This window comes from Pseudonocardia sp. ICBG601, from assembly GCF_020496245.1.
Genome location: NZ_JAHLJA010000148.1, coordinates 805,356 through 820,237, shown reverse-complemented (window position 1 = coordinate 820,237; position 14,882 = coordinate 805,356). Strand labels below are relative to the sequence as shown.

At 74.6% G+C, this 14,882-nt stretch carries 12 protein-coding genes; 2 read left to right on the top strand and 10 right to left on the bottom strand.

Annotation, left to right across the window (positions count from 1 at the left end; genetic code table 11):
• Positions 1-82: 82 nt before the first annotated feature.
• The 10 genes from KPL57_RS33055 to KPL57_RS33010 form a co-directional block, all read right to left on the bottom strand.
• Positions 83-1,840, bottom strand: coding sequence for a cation acetate symporter (locus KPL57_RS33055; RefSeq protein WP_226354523.1), 1,758 nt, complete (start codon positions 1,838-1,840; stop codon positions 83-85).
• On the bottom strand, positions 1,837-4,566 hold the full coding sequence (locus KPL57_RS33050; RefSeq protein ID WP_226354522.1) for a hypothetical protein: 2,730 nt from the start codon (positions 4,564-4,566) through the stop codon (positions 1,837-1,839). Before KPL57_RS33050 ends, KPL57_RS33055 begins: the two co-directional genes overlap by 4 nt.
• The gene (locus tag KPL57_RS33045) at positions 4,563-5,411 is read right to left on the bottom strand and encodes a LytTR family DNA-binding domain-containing protein (protein ID WP_208820466.1); all 849 of its coding nucleotides are present in this window, start codon (positions 5,409-5,411) and stop codon (positions 4,563-4,565) included. The genes KPL57_RS33050 and KPL57_RS33045 overlap by 4 nt, the downstream gene beginning before the upstream one ends.
• 171 nt (positions 5,412-5,582) lie before the next feature.
• A complete protein-coding gene (locus tag KPL57_RS33040) occupies positions 5,583-6,470 on the bottom strand; it encodes a S49 family peptidase (RefSeq protein WP_226354521.1) in 888 nt (295 codons plus the stop codon).
• A gap of 123 nt (positions 6,471-6,593) precedes the next feature.
• Complete coding sequence (locus KPL57_RS33035; RefSeq protein ID WP_226354520.1) at positions 6,594-7,805, bottom strand: sensor histidine kinase; 1,212 nt, start codon at positions 7,803-7,805, stop codon at positions 6,594-6,596.
• 32 nt (positions 7,806-7,837) lie between these two features.
• Positions 7,838-8,716, bottom strand: coding sequence for a DNA-formamidopyrimidine glycosylase family protein (locus KPL57_RS33030; RefSeq protein WP_226354519.1), 879 nt, complete (start codon positions 8,714-8,716; stop codon positions 7,838-7,840).
• Positions 8,717-8,724: 8 nt separating this feature from the next.
• Positions 8,725-9,165, bottom strand: coding sequence for a hypothetical protein (locus KPL57_RS33025; RefSeq protein ID WP_226354518.1), 441 nt, complete (start codon positions 9,163-9,165; stop codon positions 8,725-8,727).
• Positions 9,166-9,301: 136 nt separating this feature from the next.
• Positions 9,302-9,826, bottom strand: a complete 525-nt coding sequence (locus KPL57_RS70505; RefSeq protein ID WP_226354517.1) for a cupin domain-containing protein — start codon at positions 9,824-9,826, stop codon at positions 9,302-9,304.
• Positions 9,827-9,879: 53 nt separating this feature from the next.
• Positions 9,880-11,127, bottom strand: a complete 1,248-nt coding sequence (locus KPL57_RS33015) for a cytochrome P450 (RefSeq protein ID WP_226354516.1) — start codon at positions 11,125-11,127, stop codon at positions 9,880-9,882.
• Entirely contained in the window at positions 11,124-11,405 is a 282-nt protein-coding gene (locus KPL57_RS33010) for a DUF4326 domain-containing protein (RefSeq protein WP_226354515.1), read from the bottom strand. The genes KPL57_RS33015 and KPL57_RS33010 overlap by 4 nt, the downstream gene beginning before the upstream one ends.
• 124 nt (positions 11,406-11,529) lie before the next feature.
• Between KPL57_RS33010 and KPL57_RS33005 the strand changes: the two genes are divergently transcribed.
• Both KPL57_RS33005 and KPL57_RS33000 read left to right on the top strand, forming a co-directional pair.
• Positions 11,530-12,015, top strand: a complete 486-nt coding sequence (locus KPL57_RS33005; protein ID WP_226354514.1) for a MarR family winged helix-turn-helix transcriptional regulator — start codon at positions 11,530-11,532, stop codon at positions 12,013-12,015.
• A gap of 2 nt (positions 12,016-12,017) precedes the next feature.
• Positions 12,018-14,837, top strand: a complete 2,820-nt coding sequence (locus KPL57_RS33000; RefSeq protein WP_226354513.1) for an MFS transporter — start codon at positions 12,018-12,020, stop codon at positions 14,835-14,837.
• The last annotated feature ends 45 nt before the right edge of the window (positions 14,838-14,882 follow it).

Sequence of the window (14,882 nt, the reverse complement as noted above, 5' to 3'; positions counted from 1 at the left end):
CGTTACCGACGAAGAACCCCGGTCCGGACGAACCGACCCGTCCGAACGGTGACGCTGTGTAGACCCGTTCGGGGGAGAGCGGTCAGGCCCTGTCGTCCAATCGGTCCCGCATGAGACCCAGTCGTTCGGGTGCGTGCAGGCGCAGGAGCACCTGGCCGGCATCGGCGGGGCGGCGCGCCCGGGTGAACCAGGAGACCAGCGCCATCGTCGCGAACGCCAGCGGCACGCTGACGATCGCCGGCCGGTACAGCAGGACCCCGATCCAGCCGGCCGACGGGCCGAGCCCGGAGACGTCGGCGCCGGCCAGCGCGGCGACGACCGCCCCGGCCGACACCACCCCGCCGACGACGACCCCGGCGATCGCGCCGACGTCGGTCAGCCCACGCCACCAGATGCCCAGCACCAGCAGCGGGCAGAACGTGGACGCGGCGACGGCGAACACGAGCGCGACGGCCTCGGCGAAGTTCAGGCCCGTCGGCACGAGCGCGACGATCGTCGGCGGCACCCCGGCGAGCACCGTCGCCAGCGGGAAGCGCCGGGTCATCCGGCCGTGGCGGGGCAGCACGTCGGTGGACACGACGCTGGCCAGGCTGACCAGCAGGCCCGACGCCGTCGAGAGGAACGCGGCCCACGCCCCCGCGGCGACGAGGCCGCCCACCAGCGCACCGAGCAGCCCGCTGCCCAGGATCGCGGTCGGGAGCAGCAGCACCGCGGCGTCGGTGCGGCCGGTGACCAGCAGCTGCGGGGTGTAGACCCGCGACAGCACGCCGAGCAGGGTCACCAGCACGTAGAAGCCGCCCAGCATCGCCAGGACGAGCACGGCGCTACGCCGGGCCGCCCGGCCGTCGGAGTTGGTGTAGAAGCGGCCGAGCACGTGCGGCAGGCCCATGGTCCCCAGGAACGTGGCGAGGATCAGCGAGTAGGTCGCGAGGAGCTGGTGCTGCTCGGAGCCGGTGAACGGGCGCAGCCAGCTCTCGTCGTCGGTGGGGGCGCCGCGGGTGACCGGTACCGGGTCGCCCGCCGCGAAGCGCAGCTCGGTCCCGGCGGTGACCTCGTGGGTGGACCCGGCGACCCAGCGCAGCGGGCCGTCGACGGCCTGACCGTCGACGGTGCCGCGGGCGACGACGTCGACGGCCAGCCGCGCCTCCAGCGTCACCGGCGTCGCGACCGAGACGGTCGTGGGCTCGCGGAACTCCGGCGGCTCGTCACGGGCGAAGGTGTGGCCGTCGCCGAGCCACACGGCCAGGCCGATCACGGCGGGCACGGCGAGCGCGGTCAGCTTGAACCAGTACTGGAACGCCTGCACGAACGTCACGGACCGCATCCCGCCGAGCGCGACGGTGGCGACCACGATCACCCCGGCCGCGCCGGAGCCGATCCAGTCGGGCAGACCGGTGACGATGCCGACGGTCAGCCCGGCGCCCTGCAGCTGCGGCAGCAGGTAGAGCCAGCAGATGACGATGACGACGGCCGCGCACACCTTGCGCAGCATCGGCGAGGCGAGCCGGGCGTCGGCGAAGTCGGGGACGGTGTAGGCACCCGACCGGCGCAGCGGCGCGGCGACGAACAGCAGCAGGAACAGGTAGCCGGCGGTGTAGCCGACGGCGTACCAGAGCGCGTCGACGCCCTGGACGAGGATCAGGCCCGCGATGCCGAGGAACGACGCCGCGGACAGGTACTCGCCGGAGATCGCGCCGGCGTTGAGCCGTGACGGCACCGACCGGGACGCGACGAGGAAGTCCGAGGTCAGCCGGGTCCGGTGGGCGACGGAGCCGATCACGGCGGACGCGACCGCCACCAGGACGATCGCGACCAGCGACAGGATCGCGGTCAGGCTCATCGATCGGCCACGTCGTCGGCGAAGTCTTGTTCCGCCGCCTCCGCGGAGCTCACGTACCACCAGCCCAGGCCCAGCAGGAACGGGTAGACGAGCACGCCGAGCAGCAGCCAGGGCAGCCGGATGCCGAGCACCTCGACCTGGCCGATCACCGGGACCGCGATGAACAGCGCGGGCAGCACGCCCAGCCCGATCAGCGCGACGACGCTGACCCGCAGCGCGAGCAGCAGCTGGGTGCGGACCAGGGAGTTGCGCAGCAGGGTGCCGACGGCGCCGGGGTCCTGCACGTCGGACAGCCCGCGCGAGGACTGCGCGGTCGAGCGGCGTTCGGAGAGCACGACGCGGACGCGTCCGGCGCCGGGCCCCTCGCCGTCGGCGTCGTCGAGCTCCTCGACGGCGGCGGGCGGGTCGGTCGGCTCCGCGGAGAACGGGCGCGGGCGGGCCCCGGTGTAGGGCGCCGCGGCGGCCGGGGCGAACGGCTCCGGCCCGGGCTCGACCGACGGCTCGGGAGCCGGGGCGACGACGTCGACCTCGGGGGCGCGCCAGATGACCTCGGTGCGTTCGAGGGGGCCGCCGCGCAGCTCGTCGAGCTCCTCGTCGAGCTCGTCCTCGTCGGGGAGGTCGTCGTCCAGCTCGTCGTCGGCACGGTCGGCGGCGGCGTCCTCGACGCCGAAGTGGTCGTCGGAGTCCGCGGGGCGGTACGGCATCGGTGCGACGGGGCCGCGCCGTCCCGCCGCGGACCAGCGGGTGGGGACCGGACGGGTCTCGGGGGACTCCTCGGGACGCAGCCGGTCGTCCGGTGCGACGACGGTCGTGTCCCCGGTCCCGGTACGGGCCCGGATCGCGGTGCCGTCCGTGCCGTGGGTGTCGGCCGTGTCCGGGCCGCGGGCCGTGTCGGCGCCGGCCGTGCTGTCCGTGGCGTCGGCCGTGCCGGTCGCGCCCCCGGTCCCGGGGGCGCCGGTCGTGTCGGTGGTGCCCGCCAGGAGCGCGCTGCGGTCGGGGGACCAGGTGTTCGACCACGACGTCGCGCCCGGGACGCGCTGGGGCAGGCCGGAGCCGCCGCTCGAGGGGGGCCACTGCTTCCCGCTGTCGGCGACGCCCGGTGCCGGGGTCACGCCCGGGGCGGACGGCCAGCCGTCGCCGGGGCGCACACCCTCCGGGGCGTAGGGGTCCGGCACGAGGTTCGTGCGGGTCCGGGCCGGGCGGGAGCGGGTGGGGTGGACGGGCCGGGCGTAGGTCTCGCGCGCGTCGGGGTCGTCGGAGTCGCGGGCATCCGGGTCGCCGACGTCGGGGGTGCGGACGTCGGGGGTGCGGACGCCGTCGTGCGGGGCGTCGTCCTGCGGGGTGCCGTCGTGCCGGGCGTCGTCGTGCCGGGCGTCGTCCTGCGGGCGTGGGTCGGCCGGGGCGGGCGCGACGGGCGACGACGCGGCGGCCGCACCGGTCCCGGCGGTTCCGGCGGTTCCGGCCGGGTTCGCGACGCCACGGGCGGCCGCACCGCGGGGCGGGTCGGCGTGGTCGACATCGGGGGCCGGAGCGTCGTGGTGGTCGGGCTGCCCGCCGTCCCGCGGTCGCGGCCCGGCCGGGTCGACGCGGGCGTGCCGGCCGGTCCCCCCGGCCCGGTCCGCGACGCGACGGGCGATCTCGGCCTGGAGCCAGCCGGCGCCGCTGTCGTCGGCGGGTTCCTCGACCGCGCGGCGGGCCCGGCGGGCGGCGCGGCCCCCGGTCGCTGCGGTCGCGTCCCGGTCACCGACGGCCCGGTCGCCGGAGCCCGGGTCGCCGGGCCCCTGGCTGCCCGGTCCCTGGCTGCCCGGTCCCTGGCTGCCCGGTCCCTGGGTGCCGGGCGCCCGGGTGCCGGTATCCGGGCGGCCGTGGACGCGGTTGCCGGGGGCGGAAGCGGAGGCGGTGTCACCGGGCGCGGCGCTGTCGGGCGTCGGGCCGCCGGGGACGGGGCCAATGGCGGGTGCGGGCGCGGCGGGTGCGGGCGCAGCCGGAGCAGCACCGGCAGCGCGCGCGACGGCCCCCTCGGGCCCCGGTCCGGCGGTCGGTCCCGGACCGGCGGTCGATTCCGGACCGGCGGTCGATTCCAGGCGGGGGGTCGGTTCCGGGCGGGGGGTCGGTTCCGGGCGGGGTGTCGGCCGGGGGCCGGGGCTCGGCACGGAGCCGCCACCGGCGCGGCCGGACCCGGACCGCTCGGGGCCGGACGCACCGGCGACCGGCCGGGCCGAGCCGGACCGGCCGGAGGAGGACCCCGGAGCAGAACGGTCGGACGGGGTGCCACCGGCGTCCGGCCGGGCCGGTGCGGGCCGTCCACGGTCGTCGGGCGCACCGGACCCCGGCACCGGGCCGTGCGGCAGCGCGGCGGACGGGCCGGCGGACCCGGGCGCGCCGTACCCGCCGGCCGGCCGCGGGTGCGGACCGGACGCGAACGAGCCACGCGGCTGGGCCGGGATGGCGTTCCCGGACGGCTCCGGCGCGAGGGCGACGCGGCGGTTGCGGTGCTCGAGCGCCGGGTTCCAGGCGTCGAGTCCGGCGACGGCGCCGTCGGGGTACGGGCGCGACCGTGCGGGGTCCGGACGCTCCTCGGGCGCGGCGGAGCCCTGGTCCGCACGGGACCCGGCGACCGTCGCGTCGGGCTCGGTGCCGGGCCGGTCGGACCCGTCGAGATCGTCCGCGGCCCGGTCGGACTGCGGACGCACCGACGGCGAGACGCCGCCGGTGGACCTGCTCACCTCTGGCTCCACGCCTGCTTGGTCGCGCGGACGAGGCGGTCCTTCAGTTCACGGGTGTGCCGACGGCTGACCGGCAGCTCCGCGGTCTCCGGGCCGGATCCGATGCGCACGACGTAGCCGGACCCGGCCAGCCGCAGCTCGGTGACCAGCGGCAGCGCCACCAGGAACGAGCGGTGGATGCGCACGAAGCCGGCGTCGCGCCAGCGGTCCTCGAGCACCGACAGCGGGATCCGGACGAGGTGGCTGCCCTCGGTGGTGTGCAGCCGGGCGTAGTCGCCCTGCGCCTCGACGTAGCGCACGGCGGACCGCGGTACCAGCTTCGTGGTGCCGGCCAGCTCGACGGGGATGACCTCGTCGTCGCCGCCGGTCTCCTCGCGCACGGTCTCGACCGGCCCGCTGCGCCGGGTCGACAGGATCCGGTCGAGTGCGGCGGAGAGGCGCTCGGTGCGCAGCGGCTTGAGGAGGTAGTCGATGGCACCGACGTCGTAGGCGTCGACCGCGCGGTCGTCGTGCGCGGTGACGAAGACGATCGCGGGCTGCACGGCCATGTTCTGCAGCACCCGGGCCAGCTCCAGGCCGTCGAGACCGGGCATGCGGATGTCGAGGAACACGGCGTCGATGTCGGTCTGCTCGGCGACGTCCGCGCCGCCCCCCGCGCCGGCTCCCGCGGCCGCCCCGGCCCGGCGGCCGTTCAGGATGCGCAGGGCCTCGGTGGACTCGCCGGCCTTGAGGACCGTCGCGACGCGCGGGTCCTCGTCGAGCAGGTAGGCCATCTCCTCGAGCGCGGGCTGCTCGTCGTCCACCGCGAGAACGACCAGTCCGCGAGTGGTGTCGTTGCTGTCCACGATCTCCTCATCCTGCTTCCGGGCCTGCGCCGGGAAGCCCATCCGCTCGATGATCGCCCGGCGCCGCGACCATGGTGACGTGCCGACGCGCGTGATGCCAGGGCACGAACCGGATCGGTGACCGTCCGGACACGGGGTGCAGCTCGGCCGTGGTACGCACGGTCACCGGTGTCACAGCCCGTAACGGGCCCACGCCGCCCGCGTCTCGAGGGCGGAGAGCAGCTCGTGCCCGGCCCCGGCGATACCGCCGGAGAGGCCGGCCTGGGCCGCGGACCCGCCCGCGCCGAGGCGGGCGAGCAGCGGCCTGCGCTGCTCCACCGGGCGCTGCTCGGCGTCGGGGAAGCGTTCGGTCAGGACGTCGTGGGCGCTGCCGATGCCGTCCACCAGGCCCAGCTCGCGGGCCCGCTCGCCCAGCCACACCTCGCCGTCGAACAGCTCGGTGCCGGTCGCGAGCCGGTCGCCGCGCCGCTCGCGCACCCATCCGGTGAACCGGTCGTGCAGCTGTTCCTGCAGGCCGGTGAGCCAGGCGACGTCCTCGGACCGCTCGGGAAGGAACGGGTCCAGCCTCGACTTCGACCCGCCCGCGGTGTGCAGCCGCCGGGAGACGCCCCACCGCTCGATCAGGCCGTCGAGCCCGAACCCGGCGCTGATCACGCCGATCGAGCCGACGATCGAGGTGGAGCAGGCGTAGATCTCGTCGGCGGCGCAGGCCAGCCAGTAGCCACCGGACGCGGCGACGTCCTCGCAGAACGCGAGCACCGGCACGTCCTTCTCCGCCGCCAGCGAGCGGATGCGGTCCCCGATCAGCTGGGACTGGGTCGGCGAGCCGCCCGGGGAGTTGATCACCAGTGCGACGGCGGCGAGCCGCTCGGTCGCGAACGCCCGTTCCAGCACCTTCTCCATCGAGGAGATGCTCAGCGCCTGGCGCGGTACCGGCGCGGCCTGGGCGCTGATGACGCCCTGCATCCGCACGACCGACACCACCGGAGGGCCGACCGACTCACCCAGCCTGCCGGGCAGACGGGAGCTCACCGCCGCGGGAATACGCAGGACGTCCATGCCGTCCCACCGTACGCGCGAGCACAGGGTGACGTGGTGTGACCGGATCGGCACAGCTCGCGACCACCCAGGTCACCCGTACGGCCCATCGGATCGCCGGAGGGTCCCACGGATGCCCGCCGGTCAGGCCCGGATGCCCGCCCGAAACTTCGGCACCCGCAGCGTGATCTTCATACCGGCGCCGATGTTGGTGTCGACGACGAGGCCGAAGTTGTCGCCGAAGGCGGAACGCATGCGGTCGTCGACGTTGCCGAGGCCGACGTGCGCGCCGGAGAGGTGGGCGTCGTCGAGGTCCTCGTTGAGCCGGGCCGGGTCCATGCCGACGCCGTCGTCCTCGACGACGATCACGCACTCCGACCCGGCGTTCTCCGCCCGGATGGTGACGGTGCCGCCGTTGGGCTTGCCGGACAACCCGTGGCGGACCGCGTTCTCCACCAGCGGCTGCAGCGCGAGGAAGGGCAGGACGACGTTCTGCACCTCCTGGTCGATCTGGAGCTTGATGTTGAGCCGGTTCCCGAAGCGGGCCTTCTCCAGCCGGACGTAGCGCTCGATGTTGTTCAGCTCGTCGAGCAGCGTCGTGTACTCACCGGCCGAGCGGAACGAGTACCGGGTGAAGTCGGCGAACTCGATGAGCAGCTCACGGGCCCGCGCCGGGTCGGTGCGGATGAACGAGGCGATCGTGGTGAGCGCGTTGTAGACGAAGTGCGGCGAGATCTGGGCGCGCAGGGCGCGGACCTCGGCGCGGTTGAGCCGGGCCCGGTAGTCGTCGAGCTCGGCGAGCTCCAGCTGGCTGGACACGTAGCGCGCGACCTCGCCGGTGGCCCGCAGCACCGGGGGACCCGCCGTCGACGGGGTGAGCGCGGCGAGCGTGCCGATGATGTTGCCGTCGCTCTCCAGCGGGACGACGACGATCCCCCGCACCTCGCAGCCGGGCTGGTTGCACTTGATAGAGGTGTGGCTCATCAGCTCCATCCGGCCGGTCCGGACGACCGTGTCGGCGAGCGTCTGCACGTCCTGCTGGTGCTGGTCGGCGGTGCCGTCCCAGCCCAGGACCGTCCCGCGGGAGTCGGTCATCGCCATCGCCGTGGTCTCCAGCAGCTGGCGCAGGTACGGCAGCGCCTGCGACGCCGAGCGCGACGACAGCCCCTCGCGCAGCACCGGCGCGGCCAGCGCGACCGTGTGCAGCGCGGAGAACGTGGCCTTGGCCAGCGGCGAGACCATCGTGTTGCGCCGGTTGCGCTGCCACAGGAAGAAGAACACCGCGACCACGCCGACGACGACCGCCACCACGAGCAGCAGCGCCATGGACGGGGTGAGCGTGGTGGATCCGTCCACGACTGCGAGCACCCCCGTTCCCGCGCCCGCCACTAGCGCACCAACCGGGACAGGCGGCGGTCGGCGAGCGGTTTACCCCCGGTCTGGCAGGTCGGACAGTACTGGAACGATCTCTCCGCGAACGACACCTCGCGCACGGTGTCGCCGCAGACCGGGCAGGGCAGCCCGGTGCGGGCGTGCACCCGCAGCCCGGAGCGCTTCTCCCCCTTGAGCTCGGCGGCGCCCTGGCCGACCGAGCGGGCCACCGCGTCGGACAGCACGGCGTGCAGCGACTCGAACAGGGTGTCCCGGGCGGCTGCGTCGAGCCGGGACGCGGTGGCGTAGGGCGACAGGCGCGCGGTGTGCAGGATCTCGTCGGAGTAGGCGTTGCCGATGCCGGCGAGCGTGGACTGGTCGGCCAGCAGCGTCTTGAGCCTGCGGTTGTCGCCGTCGAGCAGCTCGTCGAGGCCGGCCCGGCCCAGCTCCAGTGCGTCCGGCCCCAGCTTCGCGATGCCCGGGACCTGCGCCGGGTCGTCCACCAGGTAGACGGCGAGCCGCTTCTGGGTGCCCTGCTCGGTGAGGTCGAAGCCCGGCCCGCCGACCTGGTCGAGGTGCACCCGCAGCTGCAACGGGCCGCGGCCCGGTTTGGGCGGGGTGACGCCCGCGGTGGTGTGCCAGCGCAGCCAGCCGGCCCGGGACAGGTGCGTCACCAGGTGCAGCGGGCCGGTGTCGGGGCGGTCGTCGAAGTCGACCGACAGGAACTTCCCGAACCGCGACGCCCCGGTCACCACCCGGCCCACCAGCGCCGACATCGGCGGATCGAACGTCTTCAGCGCGCTCATCGAGGCCAGGTCCACCCGGGCCACCGGGCGGTACACGGCGTGCTCACGCAGGTGGTGGGCCAGGGCCTCCACCTCGGGCAGTTCGGGCACCGCGACTCCTAGTTGATCGGCTGCAGCGGGCTGTCCGCGTGGCCGGGCGTCGAGCGGTTCTTGAGGCTGCGCACGACCACCTTGGTCTCCTCGCGTGCGGTGGCGAGCCCGCGCACCATGCCCGTCCACTTCTCCGGGGGCAGGTCGTAGCCGCCCTGGGTCTTCGCGGTGATCGTGAACGGCCTGCGCAGCAGCCAGCGGAACGGGAAGAAGCCCAGTCCGACGATGACGACGAGCCAGTAGAACCAGGGGAAGACCACCCCGCTGGGCACCCAGACGATGAGGACCAGCCAGAAGAACGCCAGCGTGCTGAGGACCAGCACGACCGCGCCGTTACCCGCATCGACGTCGTGCTCGAACTCGTCACCGACCGCCGGCGTGGTCCACTCGATCCGCCGGCTCACCTGCCATTCGCGGTAGTCCGCCGCGATGACCGTCTTCGTCGTCAAGGTGTCCGCTCCCCTGCCCCGGTACCGCCCACGATGTTCCCACAGGGGGCCGACAGAACCGAGTATCCGCGCGCGGGCCACCCGGCGGTGCGAGGACGTGCGGGGCCACCCGGCGGTGCGGGGACGGGCAAGGGCCTCAGCAGGCGGGCTCGGCGGGCTCGCGTTCCGGGGCGCCGGGGGCCAGCAGCTCCGAGCGGGTCAGCACGACCGGGTCCGGGCCGTCGTTGCGCAGCTCGTTGGGCCTGCCGTCCTCCAGGAAGAACGCCTCCCCCGGGCCGAACGGGCGCGGCTCGCAGGAGTCGGCACGCTGCACGGTCACCGTGCCGGACCGCACGACGGAGATCACCGTGCCGGGATGGCGGACCCAGCCGCTCGCCTGGCCCGGCTGCAGCACCTCGGTGCGCACGAGCAGCTCGGCGGGGCCGGGCGTGGAGATGTCGACCGGGCGGTCGAGGCGCCCCTGGGCGTCGGAGCCCGCCTGTGTGACCGGCACGTCCGGGACGCCGGGGACCGCGGGCTCCGTGGTCGGCGCGGGGGCGGCGGACGCCGACGGGGCGGCCTCGCCCTCGTGGCCGAGCTGCCCCGGCTGGGCGCACCCCGCGAGCAGGGCGGCGGTCGCGACCAGCAGGGCCGGTCCGAGAAGGTGACGGGCGAGCGGCACGGGCGGTGTCCCTCCGGGCGCGATGCGTGATCGCACCGCACGCTAGTGGCCGATCACCACGCGAGCGGCAGCCGGGTCGTCCCGTTGATGAAGTTGGAGGTCAGACGGCGCACCTCGCCGTCGAGCCGGGCCGGGGGCAGGCGCAGGAACGCGGTGAGGAAGGCCCGCATCTGCATCCGGGCGAAGTGCGCGCCCAGGCACAGGTGCGGCCCCTGCCCGAACGCCAGGTGCTCGTTCGGGGTGCGGGTGATGTCGAAGGTGTCCGGGTCGGCGAAGCGGCGCTCGTCGCGGTGCGCCGAGCAGTGGTAGACGACGACCTTGTCCCCCGCCGCGATCTCCGCCCCGTTCAGGACGTGGTCGCGGGTGGCGGTCCGGCGGAACGTCAGCACCGGCGGGTGCCAGCGCAGGATCTCCTCGACCGCCGACGGCAGCAGCTCCGGTTCCGCGCGCAGCCGGGCGTAGGCGTCGGGGTGCCCGACGAGCGCGAGCACCCCGCCCGGCAGTGCGCTGCGCACCGTGTCGTTGCCCGCGATGACCAGCAGGAAGAAGAACATGTGCAGCTCGGGGCCGGTGAGCGCGCGGCCGTCGACCTCGGCGTGCACCAGCGCGGTCATGACGTCGTCGCCGGGCTCGGCGCGTTTGCGCTCGGCGAGGGCGTCGGCGTAGCCGAACATGTCGGCCAGCGCGGCCGGGGAGCGCGGGTTCACCGGCGGGCCCTCGGCCGCGTGGTCCGGGTCCTGGTAGCCGATCACCCGGTTCGTCCAGTGCAGCAGCATCGGGCGGTCCTCGACCGGCACGCCGAGCAGGTCGGACAGGTTCTGCAGCGGGAACTCGTCGGTGACCTGCCCGACGAGCTCGCAGCCGCCGCCGACGCGCACGGCGTCCAGGAGCGCGTCGGCGCGGCGCTGCACCGCGGCGGCGAACCCCTCCAGCCGCCGACGCGTGAACGCCCCGGTGACCAGCGTCCGCAGCCGGACCTGCTCCGGCGGGTCCATGTTGAGCACCATCCGGCGCAGGAACGGCAGATCGCCCGGGTCGGGGTCGCGGATCTGCGTCGCCCCGAGCGACGACGAGTAGTCGGCCGGGCTGCGCAGGACGTGCCGGACGTCGTCGTAGCGGGTGACGGCCCAGAACCCGGGTCCGGCCGGCCACGGGCCGACGGCGTGCTCGTCCTGCCAGGAGACGGGCACGGTGTCGCGCAGCAGCCGCAGCGCGTCGTGCGGCACCCCGCGGGCGAACACACGCGGGTCGAACACGTCGGTGTCGATCCCGTCCGGGTCGACCCCATCGGGGCCGCTCACCGGTTCGCCACCTCGATCAGCGTGTCCGCGTGGCAGGGCACGTCCTCGGCGCACCAGCAGCACAGGTCCTTGCCCGCGAGCTCGGTCCGGGCCCGTTCGACCAGGTCGGGGCGCTCGTCGAGCAGCCAGCGGCGGTGCGCGGCGATGGCCGGCGCCCGCCCCATCTCGCGCACGTCGAAGGGGTTGCCCCACGGTCCGGGCCGGGTGACGAGCACCGCGCCGTCGGGTTTGCGCCACCCCTTCGTGCGACGCAGCCGGATCCGCTGTGGAGTGCTCACGATCCGCACCGTAATCAGGTGGCGCAGCTCACGGCCAATCGCTTTGCATTGCGCAACGCACCGGCGCATGCTTGCGCGAGTCAACTAGTTGCGTGATACATGCACTACCGAGAGGGGGTCCGCGATGAGCACCGCACAGGCTGCCACCGCCGAGCCCGCCGACGCCGACCTGGAGCTCGCCGACTCGATCGTCCGGGAGCTGTTCCTACTGGTCCGCCAGGTGAAGCGGTCCGGTGAACGGCACCGACCCGAGATGATCGTCGACATGGCCGGCTACCACGTGCTGGCCCACCTCCACTTCGGCGGCCCGCAACGGGCCGGCGAGGTCGCCGCCACCTTCCACTCCGACCCCTCCACGATCAGCCGGCAGGTGTCCGGCCTGGTCAAGGCGGGTCTCATCGAGCGGCGCGCCGACCCCGGCGACGGGCGCGCCTCCCTTCTCGCCGCGACGGACGAGGGCGTCCGCGTGATCGAGACCGAGCGACGCCGTCGCGCGCACGTCATCGCCACCGTGCTGGCCTCGTGGAGCCCCGACGACCGGCAGGCCCTCACCGGCCTGCTCGGCCGTTTCCTCGACGACTACCAGACCTTCGAAGCACAGGAGTCCTGAGAATGTCCACCGCTGCCGCCAGTGCGCAGCGCCCCGTCGCCACCTCCGGCGACGGCGAGCTGACGCACCGGCAGATCCTGACCGTCCTGGGTGGACTGATGCTGGGCATGTTCCTGGCCGCCCTGGACCAGACGGTCGTCTCGACCGCGATCCGCACCATCGCCGACGACCTGTCGGGCCTCAACCTGCAGGCGTGGGCGACGACGGCCTTCCTCATCACCAGCACCATCACCACGCCGCTGTACGGCAAGCTCTCCGACATCTTCGGCCGCAAGCCGCTGTTCATGACCGCGATCACGATCTTCCTGATCGGGTCCGTGGCCTGCACCCTGGCCTGGTCGATGTACTCCCTGGCCGCGTTCCGCGCGCTGCAGGGCCTCGGCGCCGGCGGCCTGATGTCGCTGGCGCTGACCATCCTCGGCGACATCGTGCCGCCGCGTGAGCGTGCCCGCTACCAGGGCTTCTTCCTGGCCGTGTTCGGCACCTCGAGCGTGATCGGCCCGGTCATCGGCGGCCTGCTGTCCGGCGTCGACACCATCGCCGGCATCGACGGGTGGCGCTGGATCTTCCTGGTCAACGTGCCCATCGGGCTCGTCGCGCTGGTCGTCGTCTACCGGGTGCTGAACATCCCGCACGTCCCGCGACCCGCCCGGATCGACTGGCCCGGCGCGCTGGCGCTGGCGCTGTGCCTGGTGCCGCTGCTGATCATCGCCGAGCAGGGCCGCGAGTGGGGCTGGGGCTCCACGTCGGCGGTGGTCTGCTACGTCATCGGCGGTGTCGGCCTGCTGCTGTTCCTGCTGGCCGAGCGTGCCTACGGCGACGCCGCGCTGCTCCCGCTGCGGCTGTTCCGCACCGGCATCTTCTCGCTGTCCTCGGTGCTCAACCTGCTCATCGGTATGGCGATGTTCGGCGGCATCGCGCTGCTGCCGCAGTTCCTGCAGATCGTGCACGGCGCGACGCCCATCGAGGCCGGCTTCATGATGCTGCCGCTGGTCGGCGGGATCATGGTCGCGTCGATCCTCTCCGGCCAGCTGACCTCGCGCACCGGCCGCTACAAGATCTTCCCGGTGATCGGCACCGCGTTCATCACGATCGCGATGGTGCTGCTGTGGCAGACCGTCACGCCGTCGATCCCGATCTGGCAGCTCGACCTGACCATGGCCCTGCTGGGTCTCGGCCTGGGTCTGTGCATGCAGACCCTCGTGCTCGCCGTGCAGAACGCGATGCCCGCCCGCGACATGGGTGTCACCACCTCCTCGGTGACGTTCTTCCGGCAGATGGGCGGCACGCTGGGCACCGCGATCTTCCTGTCGGTGGTGTTCTCCACCGCCGGCGACAAGATCGCCGACGCCATCCGCGCCGCGCTCGGCACGAGCTCGTTCCGGGCCGCGCTGACCGACCCCGCCGTCGCGGCCGACCCGGCCAACGCGCAGGTCGTCGGGGCGCTGCAGTCCGGTCAGGCCGGCGGCCTGTCCACCTCGGTGCTGGCCGACTCCTCGTTCCTGCAGCGGATCGACCCGCGGCTGGCCGCACCGTTCCAGGAGGGCTTCACCAGCGCGATGACGCTGGCGTTCCTCATCGCGGCCTGCGTGATCGCGGTGGCCTTCGTCCTGGTGCTGTTCATCAAGGAGCTGCCGCTGCGCACCATGTCCGGTGCGCAGGCCGCCCGGGCCGAGGCCGCGGGCGAGGGTGGCGCCGCCGCGTCGGTCCCGACCGAGGCGCTCGCGACGGTCGCCCCGGCCCCCGCCCCGGCCGGCCGGGTCGACGGCGGTGGGCGCGGAGCGGACATCGCGCCGCCCACCACGCCGCTGCCCGTCGTCGCCCGGCAGGAGCCGCCGCACCCGGCGCCCCAGCCGCAGCCCCAGCCGCGTCCGCACAACGGCACCGTCGGTGACGCCGCCGCGGCCGCGGGCCTGGACCACCTGCACTCCCGCAACGGCGACGGCCCGGCCGTCACCGGACGGGTCCAGGGCGGCACCGGCGCACCGGTCCCCGGGGCGGTCGTCACCGTCACCCGGCTGTCCGGCGACCAGGTCGGTCGCACCACGACCGACGGCGACGGCCACTACCGCATCGCCGTCGACCAGCCCGGACGCTTCCTGGTGGTGGCGGCCTCGGCGGCGCTGCCGCCGCACGCCGCCACGGTCTCGGTCGGCACCGAGCCGGTCCGCCACGACGTGCGGCTGTCGGTCAGCAGTGGCATCCGCGGCACCGTGCTCGACGCCGCGGGCACCCCGCTGCCCGGGGTCACCGTCTCGCTGATCGACCACGGCGGCGACGTCGCCGCGGCAGGCCGGTCCGGTGAGGGCGGCCGCTGGGCGCTCGACGGCGTCCCGGCCGGTCGCTACACGCTCACCGCGGCCGGCGAGGGCGTCGACCCGGTGGCGGTCGGCGTCGAGGTGCCCGGCTCCGGCACGGCGGTCCAGGACCTGCGGCTGCCGCAGCGCTCCCGGCTCACCGGCCGGGTCACCGCGGCGCCCGACGGGCACCCGGTGGCGCACGCACTGGCCACGCTGATCGACGCCGAGGGCGCCGTCGTCGGGTCGCGGCTGTCCGGCCCGGACGGGACCTTCGCGTTCGAGGGCCTGCCCGCGGGCAGCTACACCCTCGCGACCAGCGGCTACGCCCCGGTCGCGACGGTGGTCGCGCTGGAGCCGGGCCGGGTGACCCACTCCGACGTGGAGTTCCCGCTCCCGCTCGACGGACAGGCGTCCACGAACGGCAACGGGTCCGCGTCGAGCAACGGCAACGGCAACGGGCTGCAGAACGGCCGGCACGTCCGGGAGGGCGAGCAGGGTCTGCGCGGCGAGGCGCACCGCTGACCCACCCGTCCGTGTTCCACGTGGAACGCCCCGTTCCTCCCGTCG